This window comes from Streptomyces sp. NPDC055103 (assembly GCF_053607625.1).
This window is the reverse complement of sequence record NZ_JBSGTX010000086.1, coordinates 1-21,210: the sequence shown is the minus strand read 5'-3', so window position 1 is coordinate 21,210 and position 21,210 is coordinate 1. Positions and strand designations below refer to the sequence as shown.

16 protein-coding genes are annotated in these 21,210 nt (G+C 72.7%); 9 read left to right on the top strand and 7 right to left on the bottom strand.

All coding sequences use genetic code 11. The annotated features are described in order from the left end of the window. Positions 1-19: 19 nt before the first annotated feature. Positions 20-2,044, bottom strand: a complete 2,025-nt coding sequence (locus ACWFR1_RS35450; RefSeq protein ID WP_453558833.1) for a flotillin family protein — start codon at positions 2,042-2,044, stop codon at positions 20-22. A 363-nt stretch (positions 2,045-2,407) separates the two neighbouring features. Between ACWFR1_RS35450 and ACWFR1_RS35445 the strand changes: the two genes are divergently transcribed. Next, positions 2,408-3,448, top strand: coding sequence for a PucR family transcriptional regulator (locus ACWFR1_RS35445; protein WP_453558857.1), 1,041 nt, complete (start codon positions 2,408-2,410; stop codon positions 3,446-3,448). Positions 3,449-3,472: 24 nt separating this feature from the next. Here ACWFR1_RS35445 and ACWFR1_RS35440 read toward each other — a convergent pair whose 3' ends face one another. Together ACWFR1_RS35440 and ACWFR1_RS35435 are read right to left on the bottom strand one after the other, a co-directional pair. Then, on the bottom strand, positions 3,473-4,192 hold the full coding sequence (locus ACWFR1_RS35440; protein ID WP_453558830.1) for a potassium channel family protein: 720 nt from the start codon (positions 4,190-4,192) through the stop codon (positions 3,473-3,475). Continuing rightward, positions 4,185-5,558: a TrkH family potassium uptake protein gene (locus ACWFR1_RS35435; RefSeq protein ID WP_453558827.1), complete on the bottom strand. Its 1,374-nt coding sequence runs from the start codon at positions 5,556-5,558 to the stop codon at positions 4,185-4,187. Before ACWFR1_RS35435 ends, ACWFR1_RS35440 begins: the two co-directional genes overlap by 8 nt. 275 nt (positions 5,559-5,833) lie before the next feature. On the opposite strand from ACWFR1_RS35435, the gene ACWFR1_RS35430 reads away from it, so the two are divergent. Beyond that, positions 5,834-6,349, top strand: coding sequence for a hypothetical protein (locus ACWFR1_RS35430; protein WP_453558826.1), 516 nt, complete (start codon positions 5,834-5,836; stop codon positions 6,347-6,349). 109 nt (positions 6,350-6,458) lie between these two features. Then, a complete protein-coding gene (locus tag ACWFR1_RS35425; RefSeq protein WP_453558855.1) occupies positions 6,459-8,348 on the top strand; it encodes an NAD-binding protein in 1,890 nt (629 codons plus the stop codon). A gap of 115 nt (positions 8,349-8,463) precedes the next feature. On the opposite strand, the gene ACWFR1_RS35420 is transcribed toward ACWFR1_RS35425, so the two are convergent. The 4 genes from ACWFR1_RS35420 to ACWFR1_RS35405 form a co-directional block, all read right to left on the bottom strand. Further along, positions 8,464-8,991 carry a hypothetical protein gene (locus tag ACWFR1_RS35420; RefSeq protein WP_453558823.1) on the bottom strand — a complete coding sequence of 176 codons (528 nt, stop codon included), beginning with the start codon at positions 8,989-8,991 and terminating at the stop codon, positions 8,464-8,466. A gap of 28 nt (positions 8,992-9,019) precedes the next feature. Continuing rightward, entirely contained in the window at positions 9,020-9,622 is a 603-nt protein-coding gene (locus ACWFR1_RS35415; protein ID WP_453558853.1) for a vanadium-dependent haloperoxidase, read from the bottom strand. Between the two features lie 334 nt (positions 9,623-9,956). Next, the gene (locus ACWFR1_RS35410; RefSeq protein ID WP_453558820.1) at positions 9,957-11,684 is read right to left on the bottom strand and encodes a DNRLRE domain-containing protein; all 1,728 of its coding nucleotides are present in this window, start codon (positions 11,682-11,684) and stop codon (positions 9,957-9,959) included. A 328-nt stretch (positions 11,685-12,012) separates the two neighbouring features. Further along, positions 12,013-12,966 carry an AraC-like ligand-binding domain-containing protein gene (locus tag ACWFR1_RS35405; protein WP_453558818.1) on the bottom strand — a complete coding sequence of 318 codons (954 nt, stop codon included), beginning with the start codon at positions 12,964-12,966 and terminating at the stop codon, positions 12,013-12,015. 161 nt (positions 12,967-13,127) lie between these two features. Here ACWFR1_RS35405 and ACWFR1_RS35400 point away from each other — a divergent pair, with 161 nt between their 5' ends. From ACWFR1_RS35400 to ACWFR1_RS35375, 6 genes are all read left to right on the top strand, one after another. Further along, entirely contained in the window at positions 13,128-14,003 is an 876-nt protein-coding gene (locus ACWFR1_RS35400; protein ID WP_453558815.1) for a branched-chain amino acid ABC transporter permease, read from the top strand. Continuing rightward, positions 13,964-15,202, top strand: a complete 1,239-nt coding sequence (locus tag ACWFR1_RS35395; RefSeq protein WP_453558813.1) for an ABC transporter substrate-binding protein — start codon at positions 13,964-13,966, stop codon at positions 15,200-15,202. The genes ACWFR1_RS35400 and ACWFR1_RS35395 overlap by 40 nt, the downstream gene beginning before the upstream one ends. Next, entirely contained in the window at positions 15,199-16,986 is a 1,788-nt protein-coding gene (locus tag ACWFR1_RS35390) for a branched-chain amino acid ABC transporter ATP-binding protein/permease (RefSeq protein WP_453558810.1), read from the top strand. Before ACWFR1_RS35395 ends, ACWFR1_RS35390 begins: the two co-directional genes overlap by 4 nt. Next, positions 16,986-17,669, top strand: coding sequence for an ABC transporter ATP-binding protein (locus ACWFR1_RS35385; protein ID WP_453558807.1), 684 nt, complete (start codon positions 16,986-16,988; stop codon positions 17,667-17,669). Before ACWFR1_RS35390 ends, ACWFR1_RS35385 begins: the two co-directional genes overlap by 1 nt. Before the next feature lie 135 nt (positions 17,670-17,804). Beyond that, positions 17,805-19,217, top strand: coding sequence for an amidase (locus ACWFR1_RS35380; RefSeq protein WP_453558805.1), 1,413 nt, complete (start codon positions 17,805-17,807; stop codon positions 19,215-19,217). Positions 19,218-19,374: 157 nt separating this feature from the next. Beyond that, positions 19,375-21,006, top strand: coding sequence for a flavin monoamine oxidase family protein (locus ACWFR1_RS35375; protein ID WP_453558803.1), 1,632 nt, complete (start codon positions 19,375-19,377; stop codon positions 21,004-21,006). Positions 21,007-21,210 lie beyond the last annotated feature (204 nt).

Genomic DNA, 21,210 nt, shown 5'->3' with positions numbered 1-21,210 from the left:
ACCGCTCCCCCCGGGGCGGTCAGCTCATGGCGGCGCCGTTCAGCGCGGCGGTCTCGGCCGGGTCCGCGGCGACCGGGCCGGGGACCTGCGCGTCCAGCACGCCGGACCGCATCACCTTCGTCAGCAGCGCGGAGACGCTGAGGTTCTGCACGTCCGCGCTGGAGAGCGAGCCGAGCACCTTCGTCAGGTCCTCGGTGAAGGAACCGTCGCCGTTCAGCCAGGGCCCCGCCAGGGTCCGCGCCGTCCGGGAGTTGTCCAGGAAGCCGTCGACGGACTTGCCCAGCGCGATCGACTGCACGAGCCGGTCGAGGAAGACGGACTCGCCGCCGACGATGCTGATGTCGGCGTGCTCCAGGCCCGTGGCCAGCACGGTGGCCTGCGCCTCCGCGACCTGCCGCTGGACGTCGAGGCCGGCGAGCCGGATCTCCTTCTCGGCCTCCAGGCGCAGCCGGTACTCCTCGTGCGTACGGGACGCCTCGTCGAACGCGGCGACGGCGATCGCCTTCTGGTTGAGCCCCTCGGCCTCCGCCTTCAGCTTCTCGCCGATCGCGGTGGCCTCGGCGAGCGCCTTGGCCCGCAGACCCTCGGCCTCGGCTCGCAGGCGCGCCTCGGTGGCGTCCGCCTCGGCGCGGCCCGTCTTCTCGATGGCGTCGGCCTCCTTCTCCCGCACCTGCGCGGCGGCGAGACCCTCGGCGGCGGCCTCGGCCTGGACACCCTCGGCGAGGCGGATCTTGGCACGGGCGTCCATGTCCGCCGCCTTGTTGCGGGCCTCGGCCAGGGTGAGTTCCTCGGCGGCGCGGTGCACGGCGGCCTGCTCGGCCGCCTCCGCCGCCTTGATGTCCTTGACGAGCCGCTCCTGCGCCTCGGCCTCGGCGGCGATGACGATCGCCTGGCGGGTGCGCTCGGCCTCCTCGACCGTACGCAGCCGCTTGATGGACTCCTCCTGCTCCGCGACCGTACGGTCCACCGCGATCCGCTCCCGGATGACCTCGGCGATGTCACGGCGCTCGGCCTCGACCTCCTTCTCGGCGGAGATCCTGGTCAGTTGGGTCTCCCGGTCGCGGGCGATGACCTCCAGAAGGCGGTCCTTCTCGATCCGCTCGTTCTCGATCGCGATGACCCGCTCGCGGTTCTTCTGCGCGACCGCGACCTCGCGGGCCTGGTTCTCCCGCTGGATCCCGAGCTGCTCCTCGGTCCTGAGGAACGCGCCCTGTGCCCGCAGCCGCTCCTCCTCGACGACCCGCGCGGTCTCGGCCTCCTCCCGGGCCCGTACGGTGTCGATCTCCCGCTTCTGCTTGATCTCCGCGTCCGCCTGCCGCCGCTCCAGCTCCAGGATCGCTTCGCGGGCGTCGACGTTCTGCCGGGTGATCTCCTTGTTCTCGTGCTGGCGGAACTCGTTCGTCCGGACGTTCTCGAGGGCGGTCAGTTCGGTGATCTTGCGGATGCCCTGGGCGTCGAGGATGTTGCCCGGGTCGAGCTGGGTGAGCGGCGTCTGCTCCAGGTAGTCGATGGCCGCGTCCTCCAGGCTGTAGCCGTTGAGGTCGATGCCGATGATCTCGATGATCCGGAAGCGCAGTTCCTCACGCTTGGTGTAGAGGTCGGTGAAGTCGAGCTGCTTGCCGACGGTCTTGAGCGCCTCGGAGAACTTGGCGTTGAACAGCTCCTGCAACGTCTCCTTGTCGCTGGCGCGCGCCGTGCCGATGGCCTGGGCGACCTTGATGACGTCCTCGACGGTCTTGTTGACCCGTACGAAGAACGAGATCCGGATGTCGGCACGGATGTTGTCCCGGCAGATCAGGCCGTCCCGACCGGTGCGGGAGATCTCGATGGTCTTCACCGAGATGTCCATGACCTCGGCCTTGTGCAGGACGGGCAGCACGACCTGCCCGGTGAACGTGACATCGACCTTGCGCATCTTGGAGACGATCAGCGCCTTGCCCTGTTCCACCTTGCGGAACAGCCGGCTGATCACGAAGACCAGGGTGACGACGAGAAGGAGGACAACGGCGACGAGCACGCCGATGCCCACGGTGAAGGCATCCATGAGAGAACCCCGTGTCGATGGAAGAGGTGGGGAGCCGCAGGCTCGGGTGGTGCTACGGGAGGGTGGCACCGGGCCGCCGGGGCGGCCCGGGTTCAGCGGGGAACAGCGTGACCGGCGGGGCGCACGAGGCGCCGGGATTTCCGGCTCCCGGCATCGGGGCCACGCTCACGTCCCGCCGCGGGACCATCCTGAGGCCTCGCCCCGTCCCTCGGCATTGCCGTAACCTGGCAAACTTTGACGCCTCCTTGATGCCGGTGGCCGACCCCTGCCGAGCGACGTGGCACTCTTGGTCCCCGCGCGTCAGGAAGTCGTCAACGACGCGTCAGGAATCCGGGAGGGGCAGTGACGGAGCTGGAGACGGCCATGGAGTATCTCGACGGGTACGCCGAGATCCTGGCCGGTGTGTGCGCGACCCGCCGCAGACTCACCCGCGAGGAGCGGGAGACGCTGCGCTCGCGCGGGGAGCGGGCCGCGGAGGCCGGCATCGGTCTGCGCGCCCTCGTCCGAGCACACCTCGCCGCGGCTCAACAGGTCCACTCCGAGCTGCCGCAGGCCACCGCCGAGCATCTCCTGAGCGCGGTCGCACAGGCCGTCGACGCCTTCGCCGAAGGGCACGAGCGGGCGCAGCACCTGGCGGTACGCCAGGAGGAGGCCGCGCGACGTGAGTTCATCGACGACCTGCTCTACGGCCGCAGTGATCTCGGCCGGATAGCCGAGCGCGCCGAACGCTTCGGGCTGCTCCTCTCCCACGCGCACGCCGTGGCCGTGGCGCAGGGCCCGGAACCGTACAGCGACGGCTACTCGGTGACCCGTACCGTCGAATCGTCACTCGTCGCCCGCTTCGGCAACCGCCGGATCCTGCTCACGACGAAGGACGGGCGGCTCATCTGCGTCGCTCCCGCCGACGAGCCCGAGGTGCTCGCCCACTTCGCCAAGCAGGCGTACGCGGCGACCGACGGCGGTCAGGTGGCCGTCGGCCGCGCGCACCCGGGCGCCGGCGGGGTCGTCCACTCGTACGAGGAGGCCCTCAACGCCCTCGACCTCGCCTCCCGCATGAACCTGGACGACCCGGTCCTCCACGCAGCGGACCTTCTCGTCTACCCCGTCCTCACCCGCGACCGGCAGGCCATGGCCGATCTCGTCCGGACCGTCCTCGGCCCGCTCCAGGAGGCCCGCGGCGGCGCGAAGCCCCTGCTCGACACCCTCACGGCGTACTTCGACACCGGCTGCGTCACCGCGCAGGCGGCCCGCCGCCTCAGCCTCAGCGTGCGGGCCATGACGTACCGCCTCGATCGCATCCACCGCCTGACCGGCGCGGATCCGGGCGATCCCGTCCAGCGCTACACGCTCCAGACGGCCGTCGTCGGCGCGCGCCTCCTGGACTGGCCCGACCAGACACTGTGACCGCGCCAGGTCATCTCCTCCGCGTCAGGGGAGCTCCGTGAAGGTCTCCACGGCCGCGGTCTTGCCGGTGACGACGATGATGTCGCCCTCCTGGACGACGGTGTCGGCGGTGGCGTAGGTGAAGTCCTCGCCGGGCCGCTTGATCCCGACGACGGTGACGCCGTACTCGCTGCGGACCCTGGACAGGCCGAGGGGCCGGCCGGTGGCGACCTTGGGGGCGACGGTCTTGACGAGGGCGTAGTCGTCGTCGAACTCGATGAAGTCGAGCATGCGGCCGGTGACGAGGTGGGCGACGCGCTCGCCCATCTCGTGTTCGGGCAGGACGACGTGGTGGACCCCGAGGCGTTCGAGGATCTTGCCGTGCTGGCGGCTGATGGCCTTGGCCCAGATGTTGGGGACCCCGGCTTCCAGGAGGTTGGAGCTGACGAGGATGCTCGCCTCGACGTCGCTGCCGATGCCGACGACGGCACTGGAGAACTCGTTGACGCCGAGCTGCTTGAGCACCTCGGGGTCGGTGGAGTCGGCGACGGCGGCGTGGGTGAGGCCGTCACTGTACTTCTGGACGAGTCGGGCGTCGGTGTCGATGCCGAGGACGTCCCAGCCCCGGCGCATCAGCTCGTTGGCCAGCGAGCTGCCGAAGCGCCCGAGGCCGATGACGGCGACGCGCTGGTCGCCGGCCGGCCGGTGCTGTTCGGTGATCCGCTGGTGGCGCCGCTTGCGGAGGTTGTGGAGGTAGTTAGCCAATGACGGGTCGCTCCTCGGGCAGTTCGTACCGTCGCGTGCGCTCCCGCAGCGCGAGCGCGGAGACCAGGGTGATGGGGCCGATGCGGCCGATGAACATCAGGACGACGAGGATGAGCTGTCCGGTGGCGGGCAGGTCGGCGGTGATCCCGGTGGACAGGCCCACGGTCGCGAAGGCGGAGACCGTCTCGAACAGCACGGCTTCGAAGGACGCGTCGCTCACGGAGAGCATGGCGAGTGTGGCGGCCATGACGAGGCCGACGCCGAGCAACGCCACCGTCAGGGCCTGGCGCAGTACGTGCGGGGCGAGGCGGCGACCGAGGACCGCGGAGTTGGGCTCGCCGCGGACCTCGGCGAGGATCGCGGCGGCCAGGACGGCGAAGGTGGTGACCTTGATGCCGCCGGCCGTTCCCGCGCTGCCGCCGCCGATGAACATGAGCACGCACGTCATCAGGAGGGTGGAAGCGTGCATGGCGCCGATGTCGAGGGAGTTGAAGCCGGCGGTGCGGCTCATCGCCGAGTGGAAGAAGCTGTTGAGGAACTTGCCCCAGACGTCGTACGCGCCGAGCGTGCCGGGGTTGGTCCACTCCATGAGCCCGGTGAGCACCGTGCCCACCACCAGCAGCACCACACTGGTGACGACCGTGAGCTTGGTGTGCAGGGTCCAGTTCTTCCGGCCGGTGGTGCGGGCGCGGTTGCGGTGGCGCAGCATCTCGAGCAGGACCGGGAAGCCGATGCCGCCCAGGATGACGGCGACGGCGATCGGCAGGGTGACCCACGGGTCCTGGGCGTAGCGGGTGAGGCTGTCGGCGTGCAGGCCGAAGCCCGCGTTGTTGAACGCGGACAGGGAGTGGAAGAAGCCGAGGTAGGTGGCCTCGCCGAGGCCGGAGCCGTACCCGTAGCGCAACCGCAGTGCCAGGACGGCGCCGACGGCGAGCTCGACCATCAACGTGGTGCCGGCGACGCCGAGCAGGACCCGGCGTACGTCCCCGATGTCCAGACTCTTCGTCTCGGCCTGTGCCGTCAGCTGCATCCGCAGCCGCAGCCGGCCAGAGACCAGCAGGGCGAGGAGGGAGGCCATCGTCATGATGCCGAAGCCGCCGACCTGGATCAGGGCCAGGATGACGCCTTCGCCGAAGCCGCTCCAGTACGTGCCGGTGTCCACGACCGCGAGACCTGTCACGCACACGGCCGAGGTCGAGGTGAACAAGGCCGTCAGTACGCTGGGGCCGGCACCGTCCTCCGCCGCGATCGGCAGCATCAACAGGAGCGTGCCGAGCACCACGACACCGGCGAACCCGAGGACGACGGTCCGGGCGGGGTGGGCCGAGAAGAACGAGCGCGCGAGGGGACGCGTGGCGATGACCACGGTGACGACGCCCTTTCGGTTCCGATACGCCAGGTATCTCGTGCCGCGACGCGTCAGCACTGCGTCAGAACCGCGTCAATGAACGGCCGCCACTCTACCCGCGCATCGAGCACCAGGGCTGGACGCCGCCCCCACGAGGTGGTCATGCCGCCGCATGAAGAGCGCGGGAAGACTGCCGGGATCCGGCAGTGACCATCGGCGCGGTTCGTGGAACCATCCCTGGCACACGACGCGAGGGGGACGCGGTGAGAGGTAGCTTCCGGCTCCATGCGGGCATGCAACTCGCCCTGTCCGGTGCGGGGTTGCTCGCCGCGACCCTTGCCGCGTTGCCGTTCCTGCCGTCGTTCGCCGACGAGTGGCTCCTGCTGGGAGTCGGCATCGCCCTGCTGGTGCCCCTGCACCTGGCCACGCTCTTCCGCGGTATCGCGCTAGAAATGCGCGCCCCGGGCTTCGCCAGGAACAAGACGAACCAGTGGCGGGCCCTGAGGGCCCTGTCCCGCCGCGTCCGCGTGCTGCTCGTGGGCGCGGGGCTCGCCGGAGCGTTCCTGGCCGGCGGAGCGTTCCGGGACGACTCGGGGCTGCGACACGTCGAGTCCCTCCGTGGGCGCTACTCCGCGATCGACACCTCCGACCCCGAGCGCGGGCGGGTCCCGATCAGCAGAAGCCGGTACGAGGCGGCGCGGAAGGACGAGCAGCGGGTCGCGTTCGCCGCGTTCGGGCTCTTCGCGGCGGCCGGTGGCGGCCTGACGCTCCTCTTCGGGAAGCTGGACTCCTGGGCCGGCAGGCCATGACGGCCGGGCCCCGCCACGGCATGCCCTCCAGCGGGCTCGTTTCGACACCGGGGGAGTCGTGATCGCGCTACCGCACCAGGACGCCCGGGATCCACGCGACGGCGGCCACATGGTGGTCTGCGGCGACGACGGACTCGCGCGCCGGCTCGCCGCCGAGCTGCGGGACGTCTACCGCCAGCGGGTCGTCCTCGTCACTCCGGGAGACCTGGACGAGGAACTGGCGGGCGATCAGCCCACCCCGCTGTCCCGCGCCAGGCAGCTGCTGCGACGGTCCGGCGGTCCGGCCGCCGAAGACATCACCGGCAGCGCGACTCCGCAGCCGCGGGACCTCATGGCATCGGCGCCCAGCGAGGAGACGCTGCTGCGGGCCAGGGTAGACCGGGCCACCGCCCTCGCGCTGCTCTACGAGGACGACGAGACGAACCTGCGCGCCGCGCTCGCCGCCCGCCGGCTCAGCCCCGGGCTGCGGCTCGTGGTCCGCATGTACAACCGGAAGCTCGGGCAGCACCTGGAGGAACTGCTCGACCAGGCCGCCCTCGTGCACTCCCCCGGCATCGACCGGAGCGTCCTGGACGCCTCCACCACGGTCCTGTCCGACGCGGACACGGCGGCGCCCGCGCTGGCCGCCACCGCCGTCGCCGGGACGAGCAAGGTCGTCCAGGCCGACGGCGTACTCCTGCGCGCCGCCGAACGCACCCCGCCGGGGCGCGGCGAGGTACCGGACCCCGGCCTGTGCACCCTCGCGCTGCTGTCGTCCACCACCACCGACCCGGCGGGCACCGAGGGCTCGGAGGCCAGCGGACCCCAGGGCCCCCTCCTCCTGCCCGACGACCGGGCCGTGGCGGGCAGCGGCGGGCGGGGAAGTGTCGTTCTCGAGACCGTGCGGTACGCCGGCCCCGCCCGGCCTTCGAGGCGCCTGGCCCGTCGCGGGGCCCCGCTGAACGAGCTCTTCTCCAGCCGTCTGCGGTGGGCGCTCGCCGGCATCGCCGCCTCCGTGCTGTGTCTGACCCTCACCACCACCGTACTCACCGACGCCGACCCCGTGCACGCCGCCTACCTCACGCTGCTCGACCTGTTCTCCATCAACGACCCCGCGCTCGACGCGCCGGTCACCCACCAGATCCTCCAGCTGCTGTCCGGCCTCGTCGGCCTGGCCCTGCTCCCCCTCCTCGTCGCCGGAGCCCTGGAAGCACTGGGTACCTTCCGCGCCACGGGCGCGCTGCGGCGACCGCCCCGCGGCCTGTCCGGCCATGTCGTCCTGCTCGGTCTCGGCAAGATCGGCACCCGTGTCCTCGCCCGGCTCCGCGAGCTCGACATCCCCGTCGTCTGCGTCGAGGAGGATCCCGACGCCCGCGGCATCCCGCTCGCCCGCACCCTCGGCATCCCCGTCGTCCTCGGCGACGTCACCGACGACGGCATCCTGGAGGCCGCCAAGATCCACCGGGCGCACGCCCTGCTCGCCCTCACCAGCTCTGACACCACCAACCTCGAAGCCGTCCTCTACGCCCGTACCGTCCAGCCCGACCTGCGCGTCGCCCTGCGCCTGTACGACGACGAGTTCGCCACCGCCGTCTACCGCACACTGCGCACCGCCCACCCCGATGCCCTGACCCGCAGCCGCAGCGTCACCCACCTCGCCGCCCCCGCGTTCGCCGGCGCCATGATGGGCCGCCAGATCCTCGGCGCCATCCCCGTCGAACGCAAGGTCCTCCTCTTCGCCGCGCTCGTCGTCGCCGGACACCCGCAGCTCGAAGGCCGTACCGTCACCGAGTCCTTCCGGCCGGGCGCCTGGCGGGTCCTCGCCCTCGACACGGCCGCCCCCACCACGCGCCGGCCCGACCTCGCCAACACCCACGACGGCGGTGAACACCCCCGGCTGCTGTGGGACCTCCACCCCGGCTACGTCCTGCGCCCCGACGACCGCGTCGTCATCGCCGCCACCCGCCGCGGCCTCGCCGAACTCCTCGCGGCGCCCTCGCGGCCGACCGGTGGGCGGTGAGGTGGGCAGCGGGTGATTCCGCGTCCGTCACGGGTGAGCCGGGAACGCCCGGCCGTCCTGGAGCACGACGACGTGCTCCGGGACGGCTCATGTACGGGTCAGACTCATGTACGGGTCAGGCGCGGGTGACCGTGAAGTCGCACCACGCGGTCCAGGCGGAGGCGGTGTCTCCGTCCTTCACGCGGACGCGCCAGCGGTAGGCGCCGTCGGCCAGGGTGCCTTCCGGTACCTGGAGCGCGACGTCGTGGCTGGTGTCGCTCGTGACCTGGCGGTGCAGCACCGCCTTCCCGGCCGCGGTGTCGACCTCGAAGGTGACCTTGCGGCGAGGGCCGGGCTCGGCGGGTTCGACCGTGCCGGGCGGGGCGACGGACTCCAGGGTGGCGGCCAGGGTCGGGCTCTGGCCCGTGACGACCGGGTCGCCGGCCGGGTCGCCGCAGAACTGGAAGCCCGCGTACGAACCGTCGGAGACGCGCGGAGCCTCCGGCGTCGGCAGCAAACGGGCGTCCGCGACGGCCGCGGGGGCCTGCTCGGCGGAGGCCGCCGCGAAGGCCAGCGGGGCGGCGACGGCGCCGGCGGCGCAGGCCGCGACGAGGGCGACGGTCGCCCGGCGGGTGCCCCGACGGGGCTGGGTACGCACACGCATGTCGGTGTCTCTCCTCCTCATCATCCGGTTACTTCACGTAGAGCGTGTGGTCGGGGCTCGGTGCCTGGACCTGGGTGCACTGGTAGGAGTTCCAGCGGTGTTCGGCGACGAGCCGCTTGCCGACCTCCTGGCAGCCCGCGAGGTTCTGCAGCGCTTCGTACGCGGTCCAGTCGGCGGCCGTGTTCGGCTTGAGCTTGTTCGCCACCCCGTACCCGGCGGCGTTGATTCCCGAGGAGACGCCGTCCGTGCCGTCCCAGCGGTAGTGCACGCCGAGCCAGACCCGGCCGACCGCGTTCTCGGTGGCCGCCGCGGAGATCGTGCTGAACGTGCGGGTCACGCCGAGGGCGTTGGGGTCCTCGGTGGTCGCCGTCCAGGTGATCTGGTCGCTGCCGAACCACGCCTGCGTCGTCTTGGACCAGGCCCCGGCGAAGGTGGCGTGCCCGGAGATGTACGCGGGGAACGGCGGGGAGAAGTGCCGGCCGTTGCGGTCCTGGGACAGCGGCTGCCAGTTGGCGTCGGCGCTGGTGTTCGCGTTGCCGTCGCCGTCCAGACGGATCGCGCTCTCCGGGCGCCACAGGTCGATGTCCGTCTGGTACTTCTGGTCCCAGGCGACGATCGCCGCGTCCGCCATGGCGAAGGCGGTCAGCGCGAACAGCTTGGCGTTGCCCGCGACGGTGGTGCCGTGCTGGCGGGACAGGATCTGGGTGTGGTCGAAGAGCTGGCCCGGCGGCTTGTAGGTGCCGTCGAGGTCGTTGGCCCAGAACAGCGCCGCCTTCGTCTGGTCGGCGGTCCGGGTGGTGGATTCGGCGCCGCCGAGGCTCTTCACGTCGTTGACCTGGTCGGCGTACGCCTGGCTCGGCAGCAGCGTGCTCATCTGCGTGTGTCCGGCCGGGCCGGCGGGGCGGAACTGCGCGCTCGACGCCATGCCGAAGGGCTTGACCAGACCCCACTGCGGTGTGGCGCCGTCATCGGTGCCGGTGGGGCGCCAGTATCCGGGCTGGGTGGAGCCGGTGTACGGGGCGACGGGCGCCGAGCCGTCGTTCTGGCGGGCGGCGATCATCGCGGCGGCCGCCTTCTGTCCGACCTCGGTGCCGGCCGCGCGCTGCGCGGTGGTCACGGCGGCGGGGATGGTGGAGCGGGCGGCGGCGATCTCGTCGTCGAAGTTCAGCGCCGGGTACACCGAAGCGCAGCACCTCGAAGGCCGCGTGGTCGATGGCGCTGTTCACGTCCGGCAGTGCGCCGTTGGTGGCCGTCGCCTTCACCAGGTACGCGTCGCCGAGGCACTTGAGCGTGCCCTCGGCACAGCGGGCGGAGTTCGCGGCGTCGTAGATCGCGCCGTGCACCATGGCACCGGCCCGGGCGAGCGGGCCGGGGGCGCCGCCGACCTGCCGGTACGTCTCCTGCAGGACGTCGTTCCAGTACACGACGTGGTCCTTGACCGGGTCGGCCGGCGTCTCGTACGTGACGAGGATCGACGGCGCGCTGCCGGTCTGCGCGGAGGCGAAGATCTTGAACGCCGTGACGTCGCTCTCGTCGGTGGCGCGCAGACCGATGGTGTCGACCGTGTTGGTGGTCTTCGACCACTGCCTGACCAGGGACGTGATGTCCTCGGATATCCAGCGCGGGCCGCAGTTGGTGTGGCCGTGGGTCTGGGTGGACGTGGTCACCTTCGCGCGCCACGACGGCTGGGTGCTCCAGCGGGTGGCGGACGACGCGGTGCCGGTGTCCCAGATCTCCCAGGAGCGCGGTGTGCAGTTGTCGGACCAGGTGGCGTAGAGATCGAGCTCGGCGTTGAGGATGTCCTGCCCGGTGACGGAGGAGTGCCGGGGGAAGTCGACGAAGGACCTGGCCTCGCCCTTCTGCCACTCACGGCCCACCCGCAGGTCCACACCGGCCGAGAAGTCGGCGGTGTCGCCGTTGCGGACGAAGGTGTCGAAGTCGGTACCGAAGTAGACGGCCGGGTCGATGGTCACCGGGTACCGCGTCGCCTTGTCGGCGAGGAAGGCCCGGTCGGCCTTCACCGTCAGGTCGAAGCCCTCGGCCCGCTCGGCCACGTCGAGATCGACCCGGGCGGTACGGGCCCCTGGCGCGTTCTCGCCGCCGGCCCCGGCGTCCCACATGTACGGCGTGGATCCACGGCCCACGGTGGCCCCGGTCCGCGCATCCGTCAGCGTCAGCGTCTCGTCCGAGCCCTGACGTGCCGTGATGCCCTTGGTCCGGACCGGCAGGGTCAGGTCCGCGGCCCGTTCGGCCGCCTGCCGGTTCTCGACCACGAGGTACTGCTCGAATCCGGTGCGGGTGGCCTCGACGACGAGGTCGGTGCCGGGAAGGACGTCGTGGTACGTGGCCTTCGACCCGTTCAGGCGGGGCTCGGGCAGGGGCCCCTGCCAGCCGAGCGTCAGCTCCTGCTCGCCCCGGCCCAGGGTGGCGAGGTCGCCGCCGGAGGCTCCGGTGCGGCCGGCCAGACGCAGGCCCCGGGGGTGGGCCTTCGGGCCGAAGGAACCGTCCGCGTTCCTCACCAGTGTCAGGTCGCCCCCGACCCAGCGGCCGTGGTCCTTGAACCGCACGGGGCCCGCGAACGACTCGACCGACATCGTGCCGTCGGGATTCGCCCACAGGGTGGTGCTCTCCGTACGCGCCCCGATGACCTCGATCCGTCGGCCCTGGGCCTGAGCGGTGAGACGCGCGTTCACCTCCTCCCGCGTGGCGGGCGTCTCAGCGGCCCGCGTCACCGCGGGCGCCGTCGCTGGGGGGCCCATCTCCGCCGAGGCCGCGGCGAGGGGGGGCGAGGGATAACGCGGCGCCCGCCTCCGCGAGGAGGACCAGAGCGCGGGGAAGGGCCAGGGCCCTGCGGGGCCGGGCCGGTCTGCGGGACCGACCGGTGGAACTGCGCACGCCGTACTCCTTCTGATCAAGAGGGAACAGACGCACGGAATGCTCACAGCCACCTACTCGGCGTGTCCATCCTCCGTCTCGGCAGCCGGAGTGATCATCGCGACATCGGAATCCGGAACTCCGACATCAGACCCGTGTGTGCGCCTGTTCCCGTACCGCACGCGGCGACAGGCCGAACTCCGCCCGGAACACCCGGCTGAAGTGGCTCGCCTCGCCCAGTCCCCTGCGGGCCGCGAGGACGTACGCGGGCAGGTGGGCCAGCGCCGGATCGACGAGGTCCCGCCGGATCGCCTCCAGCCGGCGCCGCCGGACGTGGTCGCCCACCGTCGTCCCCGACTCCCGGAACAGCGCGTGCAGATGGCGTACGGAGATGTGGTGCGCCGCCGCGATCCCTCCCGGTGACAGGTCCTCCCCCAGGTGGTCGTCGATGTGGGCGAGGATCCGCTCCAGGGCCGCCGCCGTCCCGCTGCCGGCCGCCGGCCCGGCGCCGCCCGCCTCGCGCAGCAGCGTCCGCAGGATCGCCGCCACGTGTTCGCCCATCTCCCGGCGGGCCAGCGGACCGAAGCCCTGAGCCCGTTCGGCCAGCTCGCCGACGACCGCCGAGAGCACCCGCCCGCTCGGCGAGCGCGGCAGCTCGGCGTTCGCGGTCACCCCGCCGGTCGCCGTCGCCAGCTGCCCCGCCGTGCCCGCGTCCAGGGACAGCACGAAGTACCGGTGGCCTGACTCGAGTTCCAGCCGGAACGGACGCGCGCCCGTGTAGAGGACGAAGTCCCCCGGCGCCAGCGCCGCCCGCCGCCCGTCCTGTTCCAGCTCCCCGCGCCCCGACACCAGCAGGCCGAGCAGGTGGCCCGGCCTGGGCGCCGCGGGGGACGGCCTGGGCATCACGCGGATCGCCTGCTCCCCGCTGATGTCGCAGCCGCTGAGTGCGCCGAATCGACTCGGCCGCATCTCGGCCGCGTACCCGTCGTCGCCTGCTCGCGCCCGGACGAGCACCGTGTCCGAGGCCCCCGACAGATCCGCCGAGGCGGTGTCGAGATAGCCGAAGACCAGGTTGCCGTCGTCCCGTCGCTCCACCGGCATGTCGTGCTCCTCCCACCCGCCCGCACCGGACGCACCTTTCCCGCCGTCCGGTCCGCGCACTGCGGGCACAGAACTCTGCGCTGCCGGACCAGTGCCCACCACGGGATTGCCAGATGCTCGCAGAGTCCCCGCTGCACCCGGAAGCACACAGGCGGTAACAGATGGATGTACTTCTGGCCATCATTGGCCAGTTCGGCCTCTACGGCCTGCTCACGGTCGGTATCGCGGTGATCTTCGCGGCGACCCGGGTGGTCAACCTCGCCCAGGGCGACCTGGCCATGGTCGGCGCCTACGTCGCCGCGACCGCGACCACCGCCCCCTTCGGACTCCGCACCCTGCTCGCGCTCGCCGTCGGCGCGCCGCTGCTCCTGATCGTCGAGCGAGGGCTGCTGCGCCGCCCCGGCTCCGACGGCCTCGCCGCCATGCTCGTCACGTGGGGTCTCGGCATGGCCCTGCGGCAGGGCGCGGAACTCCTCTTCACCGGAACCTCCCGGACCGTCGCCGTACCCGTGGACGGGACGCTCGACGTCCTCGGCACCCCGTACCCGGCCTACCGGCTGGTCTGCGCGCTGACCGCGATCGCCGTCATCGGCCTCGTCCTCCTCGCCGCCCACCGCACCGACTGGGGCCTGCGGCTCCGCGCCGTCGCCGACAACCCGGCCATGGCGGCGCTGCTCGGCACCGACCCGCGCCGGATGCGCGCCACCGCCTTCGCGATCGGCGGCCTCCTCGCGGTCCTCGCCGGAGCCCTCTACAGCCCCGTCCTCGCCGTCAACCCCAGCATGGGCTTCGGCCTGCTGGTCCCCGTCTTCTTCGGCCTGTTGCTCAGCCGCCCCGGCGCCCTCGCCACCGCCGCCGGCGCCGCCCTGCTGATCTCCGCGCTGTCGGTACTGCTGCGTACGTGGCTCTCCGACACCCTCGCCGAAGCCCTCTTCTACGCCGTCGTCGTCGCGATCGCCGCACTGCGCTCGCGCCCCTGGATCGGAAGGTTCTCCGCATGGTTCCGTCGTACCCCCGCGCCCGCGACCGCCACATGACGCGCACGCCCCGGACCGCCGCGCTCGCGGTGGCCGGCACCCTCACCCTCGCCCTCACCGGCTGCCAGGGCGCGGCACTCTCCGACGACGAGGCCCCGGCCGCCGGCGGACCCGTGAAGATCGGTGTGGTCGTCCCGCTCACCGGCCCGGTCTCCCAGGTCGGCACGGCCCTGCGCAACGGCCTCGAACTCGCCGTCAAGAAGGTCAACGCCGACGGCGGCGTGCACGGCCGCCCCGTGGAGTACGTCGTCGTCGACGACGCCGGCGACCCCGCCAACTCCACCCAGCTCGCCCGCCGGCTGATCCGCCAGGACAAGGTGACGATGCTCTTCGGCACCATCACCGGCGACACCGCCGAAGCCGTCGGCAGGGTCGCCGACGAGGCGCACGTCCCCTTCGGCACCGCCATCCTCGGCGACACCGAGCACTGCTTCGCCTACCAGTGGGGCTTCGGCGAGTCCACCCGCCAGATGCTGACCCCCACCGTGCCCGGACTGATCAAGAAGTACGGGACCAAGGTCGCCCTCGTCGGCTCCGACTACAACTACCCGCGCTTCTACGGCGGTGTCGCCGAGGAGCTGGTGAAGGAAGCGGGCGGCAGCGTCGTCGCCGAGGAGTACAGCCCGCTCGGACAGACCGACTGGCAGCCGGTCATCGGCCGGCTCAAGGCCGCCGCACCGGACACCGTCCTCTCCATGGTCGTCGGCGCGGACGCGGTCACCTTCAGCAAGCAGGCGCAGCAGTTCGGCCTCCTCACGCCGGAGCTCGGCTTCGAGGGCGCGCCCCTCGACGCCGACTTCCAGCCCGCGCTGGGCGCGCTCGTCGCGGGCCGTACCCACACGGTCCGCTGGAGCGACCGGCTGGACGACGCCGAGAGCCGCGCCTTCGCGAAGGACTACCGGGCCGCCCACCAGTGGAAGGCGCCGATCCCCGAGGTCGCGGGAAACGCCTACTTCGGCGTCAAGTTCTTCCTCGCCGCCGCGGAGAAGGCCGGTTCCGGCACCCCCGAGGCCGTCAACAAGGCGATCGGCGGACTGTCCCTCGACAGCCCCCTCGGCAAGGGCACCCGCTTCGAGCCGTCGAACCACGTGTTCCAGGCCGACATGCGGGAGGTCACCATCGGCGCCGACGGCGCGTACACCGTCACCCGGACGCACCCGATGGTCGCCGACACGACCCCGAAGAAGGGCTGCTCGTGACCGTCCCCACCGCGTCCGGCGCCCCCGCCGGGCCGGGCGTCCCCGCCGCACCCGCCGTCGCGGACGCGCCGGCCGCCTCCACGCCCGCCGACGGCCTTCGCCGGACCCTGCGCCGCGTGCTCCCCGTGGTCGCGGGCGTGGGCCTGCTCGCCGCCCCCTTCGGTCTCGACGCCTTCGCCGTCTCCACCCTCACCCTGGGCCTCTGCTACGGCCTCTTCGCGTACGGCCTCGATCTGAGCTGGGGCAGGGCCGGACTCCTCAGCGTCGGTCACGCCGCGTTCTTCGGTCTCGGCGCGTACGCCGTCGCCCTCGGGCAGGAGCACCGGCTCCCCTGGGCGCTGACGGTCGCCGCGGCCGTCGTCGCCGCCGTGGCGATCGCCCTGCCCGTGGTCCGCATCGGCCTCGCCGCCCCCGTCCCCGACGCGCCGCTGATCCTTCTGACCATCGGCGTGGGACTGCTCCTCCAGCGGGCCGCCACCACCCTGACTCCCGTCACCGGCGGCACGAACGGCCGGTCCGTCACCGGGCCCGACGTGGTGACCTCCTACTACGTCACCCTCGCCGCCGTCGCGGCCGTGGTGGCGGTCTGCGGACTCCTTCTCGTACGCGGCCGGTTCGGCGCCCGGCTCGTCGCCGCCGCCCGCAACCCCGACCGCGCCGCCCAGAGCGGCATCGACGGCACCCGGGTCCGCGCCACCGCCTTCGCCGCGAGCGCCGCCGTCGCCGCCCTCGCCGGTGCGCTGTACGCACCCGTGGCGGGCCTGGTGTCCCCGCAGGTCTTCGGCCTCGGCCTGTCGACGTCCGTCCTGATCTGGCTGGCCCTCGGCGGACGCGAGTCGACCGTGGGGCCGTTCGTCGGGGCCGTCGCCGTCACCGTGGGCCAGCAGTTCCTGGGCTCCACCTGGCAGGGTTGGTACGTCCTCGCTCTCGCCGCCCTGTTCCTGCTGGTCGTCCAGGTGGCACCGGCCGGACTCACCGCCGCGCCGCGCCGCTGGCTGGCCGGCCCGGGAGCCGCCGTACGGCTCCCGGCCGGGGCCCGCCGCCCCCTTCGCCGTACGGCCGGGGAGGGCCGTCGGGGAGAGGCAGGCTCCGTTCCGCTCGCCGTCACCGGCGTCCGGAAGTCCTTCGGGCCCGTCGAGGTGCTCGCCGGAGTCGACCTCACCGTCGAAGCCGGCCGCTGCGTGTGCCTGATCGGCCCGAACGGCGCCGGGAAGAGCACCTTCCTGAACGTCGTCGCCGGACAGCTCGCCCCGGACTCCGGCACCCTGCGCATCTTCGGCACCGACGCGGCCGGCCTGCCGGTCCACCGCCGGGTGGGACTCGGCGTCGGCCGGATGTTCCAGATCCCCAGCGTGGTCGCCGAGCTCTCCCCGGCCGACAACCTCCGCCTCGCACGCCTGGAGACACCCGAACCGGCCGAGCCGCCCGCCGAGTTCCTCGACCTCGTCGACGACGAACTCCGGCCGGCCGGCACCCTCCCGCTCGCCGACCGCCGACGCCTGGAACTGGCCATGGTCCTCGCCGCCGCCCCCCGGCTGCTGCTCCTCGACGAACCCGCCGCCGGACTCGGCCCCGACGACGCCCGCCGGCTCACCCGCGAACTCCGCGAGGTCAACCGGCGGACCGGCTGCGCCCTGCTCGTCGTCGAGCACGACATGGACATCGTGCGGGAACTGGCCGACGAGGTCGTGGTCCTCGCCGAGGGACGGGTGCTCGCCCGCGGCCCGCTCGACGCGGTGGCCGCCGACCCGGCCGTCCGCGCCGCCTACCTGGGAGTGCGCTGATGCTCGAACTGACCGGCCTCGCCGGCGGATACGGTCAGGCCGCCGTCGTCCGGCCCACCGACCTGACCGTACGCGGCGGCGAGATCACCGCCCTCATCGGCCGCAACGGCGCCGGTAAGACGACCCTGCTGCGGACCGTCTTCGGCCTCGCCGACCGGCACGGCGGCGGCGTGACCCTCGACGGCCGCACCCTGCCCCCGGGCCGGCCCGAGCTCCTCGCCCGGGCCGGTGCCACCCTCATGCCCGAGGACCGAGGCGTGTTCCCCGCGCTCTCGGTCGCCGAGAACCTCCGCCTCGCCCGCCGCCGTGACGTCGTCCCGGCCGTCGACCCGTACAGCGTCTTCCCGCTCCTCACCGACCGTGCGAAGCAGCAGGCGGGGACGCTCTCCGGCGGGCAGAAGCAGCAACTGGGCATCGCCCGCGCCATGCTGGCCGGCCGGACCCTGATCGCGGTCGACGAGCTCACCCAGGGTCTCCAGCCCTCCGTGGTCGCCGACGTCCTGGAGGCCCTCGGCGCGATCGCCGCCGCCGGGGTCGCCGTCCTCCTCGTCGACCAGCACGCCGGCGCGCTCCTCGACCACAGCCGGCACGTCGTGGTGATGGAGGCCGGACGCGTCGTCCTCGACGCGCCGAACGAACCCGGTCTGCGCGACCGGCTCGACGACATCCTCGCGGTCCGCTGACCCGCACCCTCCTCACGGTCCGCGGACCCACGCCCTCCTGACGGTCCGCAGACCGCCCCCTGCTCGCGGTCCGCGGATCGCCCCGCTTCGGGCGGTCCATCGACCGCCCCCGCCACCTCCCTGGAGCCGCCCACCATGGACCCCTTCGCCTCGGCCACCGAACTCGCGGCGGCGATACGCCGCCGCGACCTCAGCCCCGTCGAGATCGCCGAGACCTACCTCCGGCGGATCGCCGACCACGACGGAGAGCTCGCCGCGTTCACCTGGCTCGACGAGGAGGCCGTCCTCGCCGCCGCCCGCCGCGCCGAACAGACCGTCGCCGACGGCGGACCCCTCGCGCCGTTCCACGGAGTCCCCGTCCCCGTCAAGGAGCTGACCCAGGTCGAGGGCCAGCCCGCGACCTACGGCTCGTACGGGGTCGACGACCGTCCCCGTACGCTCACCGAACCCGTGATCAGCCGACTGCTCGACGCCGGGTTCCTCCTCATGGGCCGCACCAACTCGCCCGAGATGGGCCTCCTGTCGACCACCGACAACAGCCGCTTCGGCAGCACCCGCAACCCCTGGAGCCACGCGCACTCCTCCGGTGGCTCCAGCGGCGGCGCCGCCGCGGCCGTCGCCGCCGGCCTCGCGCCCGTCGCCCACGCCAACGACGGCGGCGGCTCGATCCGTATGCCGTCCTCCTCCTGCGGCCTGCTCGGTCTGAAGCCGAGCAGGGGCCGCGTCCCCCAGCAGGTGCCGGGCTGGGAGCACGCCACCGTCGAGGGCGCCATCACCCGTACTACCCGGGACGCCGCAGCCCTGCTCGACGCGATGTCCGTACCCGACAGGCTCGCCATGTACCAGGCGCCCGCCCCCGACCGGCCCTACCTCGACGAGGTCGGCCGCGACGCCGGACGCCTCCGCATCGGGCTGCTCACCGAGGCACCCACCGGCCTCCCCGTCGACCCGCAGTGCGTCGAGGCCGTCGAGCACACCGCCCGGCTGCTCGTCTCCCTCGGCCACGACGTCGCCCCCGCCTCACCCCGCTTCTTCAGCGAGGAGGCGATCGTCGGATACGCGCAGACCGTCCTGGACGCCGCCCTCTGGGCCGCCCCGTACCAGAAGCCGGAACTCGCCGAGCCGCACCTGCGGTTCCGGATGGACCGGGCCGCGGGCCGGCATTCCGGCGAGTACACCAGGGCCGCGAACCTGCTCGCCGAGGAGTCCCGCGCGGTCCGCGCGCAGTGGGGCCAGGAGTTCGACCTGCTGCTCACCCCCACGATGGCCTGCCTGCCGCCGCGGGTGGACGCCCTGCTCCAGGAGGCCAACGCGGACCCCGGCGGCCCCCGGACCACCGAGACGCAGATGATCTCCTTCACCTCGATCTGCAACATCACCGGGCAGCCCGCGATCAGCCTGCCCACCTTCACCTCGGTCGAGGGCCTCCCCGTCGGCAGCCAGCTGATCGCCGGCCCCTGGGACGAGGCGGCCCTCATCAGGGTCGCCGCCGAACTGGAGGAGCTCGACCGCTGGCCGCACCGCCGCCCCGCGCGCTATCAGGGCTGACCCTGAGGGGGTCTGAGGGGGTCACACCGGCGGCCGCGGCCGCCGCGACACCCGGGCCCTCGCGCGAGGCACCTCTCCTCGTCGGCGGTGACACCACGCCACCGCCGCTCCCGGTTCCCCTCCCCAGGGAACCGGCCCCCCTTGGAAGGAGCCGTACATGGCACGCACCGCACCGGCCCGCATGCTGCGCCGGATCGTCGCCGAACACGCCACCCCCGCGGAGATCGCCGCCGCCGAACGGGCCGAGACCGGAGCGCTCTCCCGCCGCTCCGTCCTCGGCGGACTCGCCGCCGGCGCGGGTCTGGCCGCCACCACCGCCGTCGGCGCGGCCTCCACCGCCCACGCCTCCACCGCCACCACCCCGCCGGTGGTCGCGATCATCGGCGCCGGCATCGCCGGACTCTCCGCCGCCCTCCAACTCGCCGACCACGGCATCGCCTGCGCCGTCTACGAGGCCGACACCCGGGTCGGCGGCCGCATGTACTCGAACCCCGCCGGTGCCTACTGGGCCGACGGGCAGAGCTCCGAGTGGGGCGGCGAGATGATCGACACCCCGCACGTCGTCATGCAGTCCCTCGCCTCCCGCTTCGGCCTGCCCCTCGACGACCTGCGCGCCGCCGAACCCGCCGGCTCCACCGAGGTCTACCGCTTCGACGGCGCCTACTACACGTACGCGCAGGCGAGCGCCGACTTCAAGAAGCTGAAGCCGGTCCTCCAGCAGGACGAGGCCACCTTCAACTGGCCCGTCGCCTGGAACTCCGTCAACGGCCCCGGCGCGGTGGCCCTGTCGAACATGACCATCCACGAGTGGATCGCCACCCGTGTCCCGGGCGGGCACAGTTCACCGTTCGGTCAGCTCCTCGACGTCGCCTACACCACAGAGTTCGGCGTCGACACCAGCGACTCGTCGGCGCTCGGCATCGTCGGTCTGCTCGCCTACCAGCCCAGTCCCACCGGCTTCGCGCTCTTCGGGGAGAGCGACACCCGCTACCGCGTCCGCGGCGGCAACCAGCGCATCCCCCAGGCCATCGCCGCGGCCCTTCCCCCGGGGACCGTACGCCACGGCTGGCGGCTCACGAAGGTCGCGGCCGCGGCCGGCGGCCGCCAGTCGCTCACCTTCACCGTCAACGGCTGTCCGCAGACGGTGCTCGCCGACCACACGGTGCTCGCCCTCCCCGTCGGCGTGCTCAAGCAACTGGACCTGTCCACCGCCGGCTTCGACAACCGCAAGCTCGCCGGCATCGCCGCGATGACGATGGGCCAGAACTGCAAGCTCTCGCTGCAGTTCGACACCCGCCACTGGAACGGCTCGGGCCCGTGGGGAATCGCCAGCGGCAGCACGATGAGCGACACCGGCTACCAGACCTCCTGGGACTCCAGCAGAGCCCAGCCCGGCGGAAAGGGCATCCTCACGGTCTACTCGGGTGGCGGCCACGCGGCGGACTTCACCCCGTCCACACCGTTCCGCACGGCCGCCGACCCGCAGATCGCCTCCTACGCCCAACAGGCGCTCGCCCAGCTCGAACCGGTCTTCCCGGGCCTCACCGCCCACTGGACCGGCAAGGCCACCCTCGCCGCCTGGCCGCTCAACCCGAACGCGGGCGGCTCGTACTCCGCCTGGCCCCCCGGGTACGCGCACCAGTACGCCGGCTACGAGGCCGTCCGCCAGGGCAACACCCACTTCGCGGGCGAACACACCTCCGAGGTGGCCCAGGGCTACATGGAGGGCGGCGCCGAGTCGGGCCGCCGCGCGGCCGCCGAGGTCCTCGAAGACCTCGGCGTCGTGTAGGAACCGCAGGGCCCGCCGGAACGACCCCGGCGGGCCCGGGGCACGACCCGGCCGTCTCTCGGTCGGCGAAGGGTGACACACATCGGATCGGCTAGGGCGTGTTTCGAAGGTAGCGTCGTCTGCCCGAAGGGCAGGCCGGGCGGCGTCTGGTGCGTGCGATCGCAAGGCGGAGGGTCGTCCCGATACTGGTGTATCGGGATGATC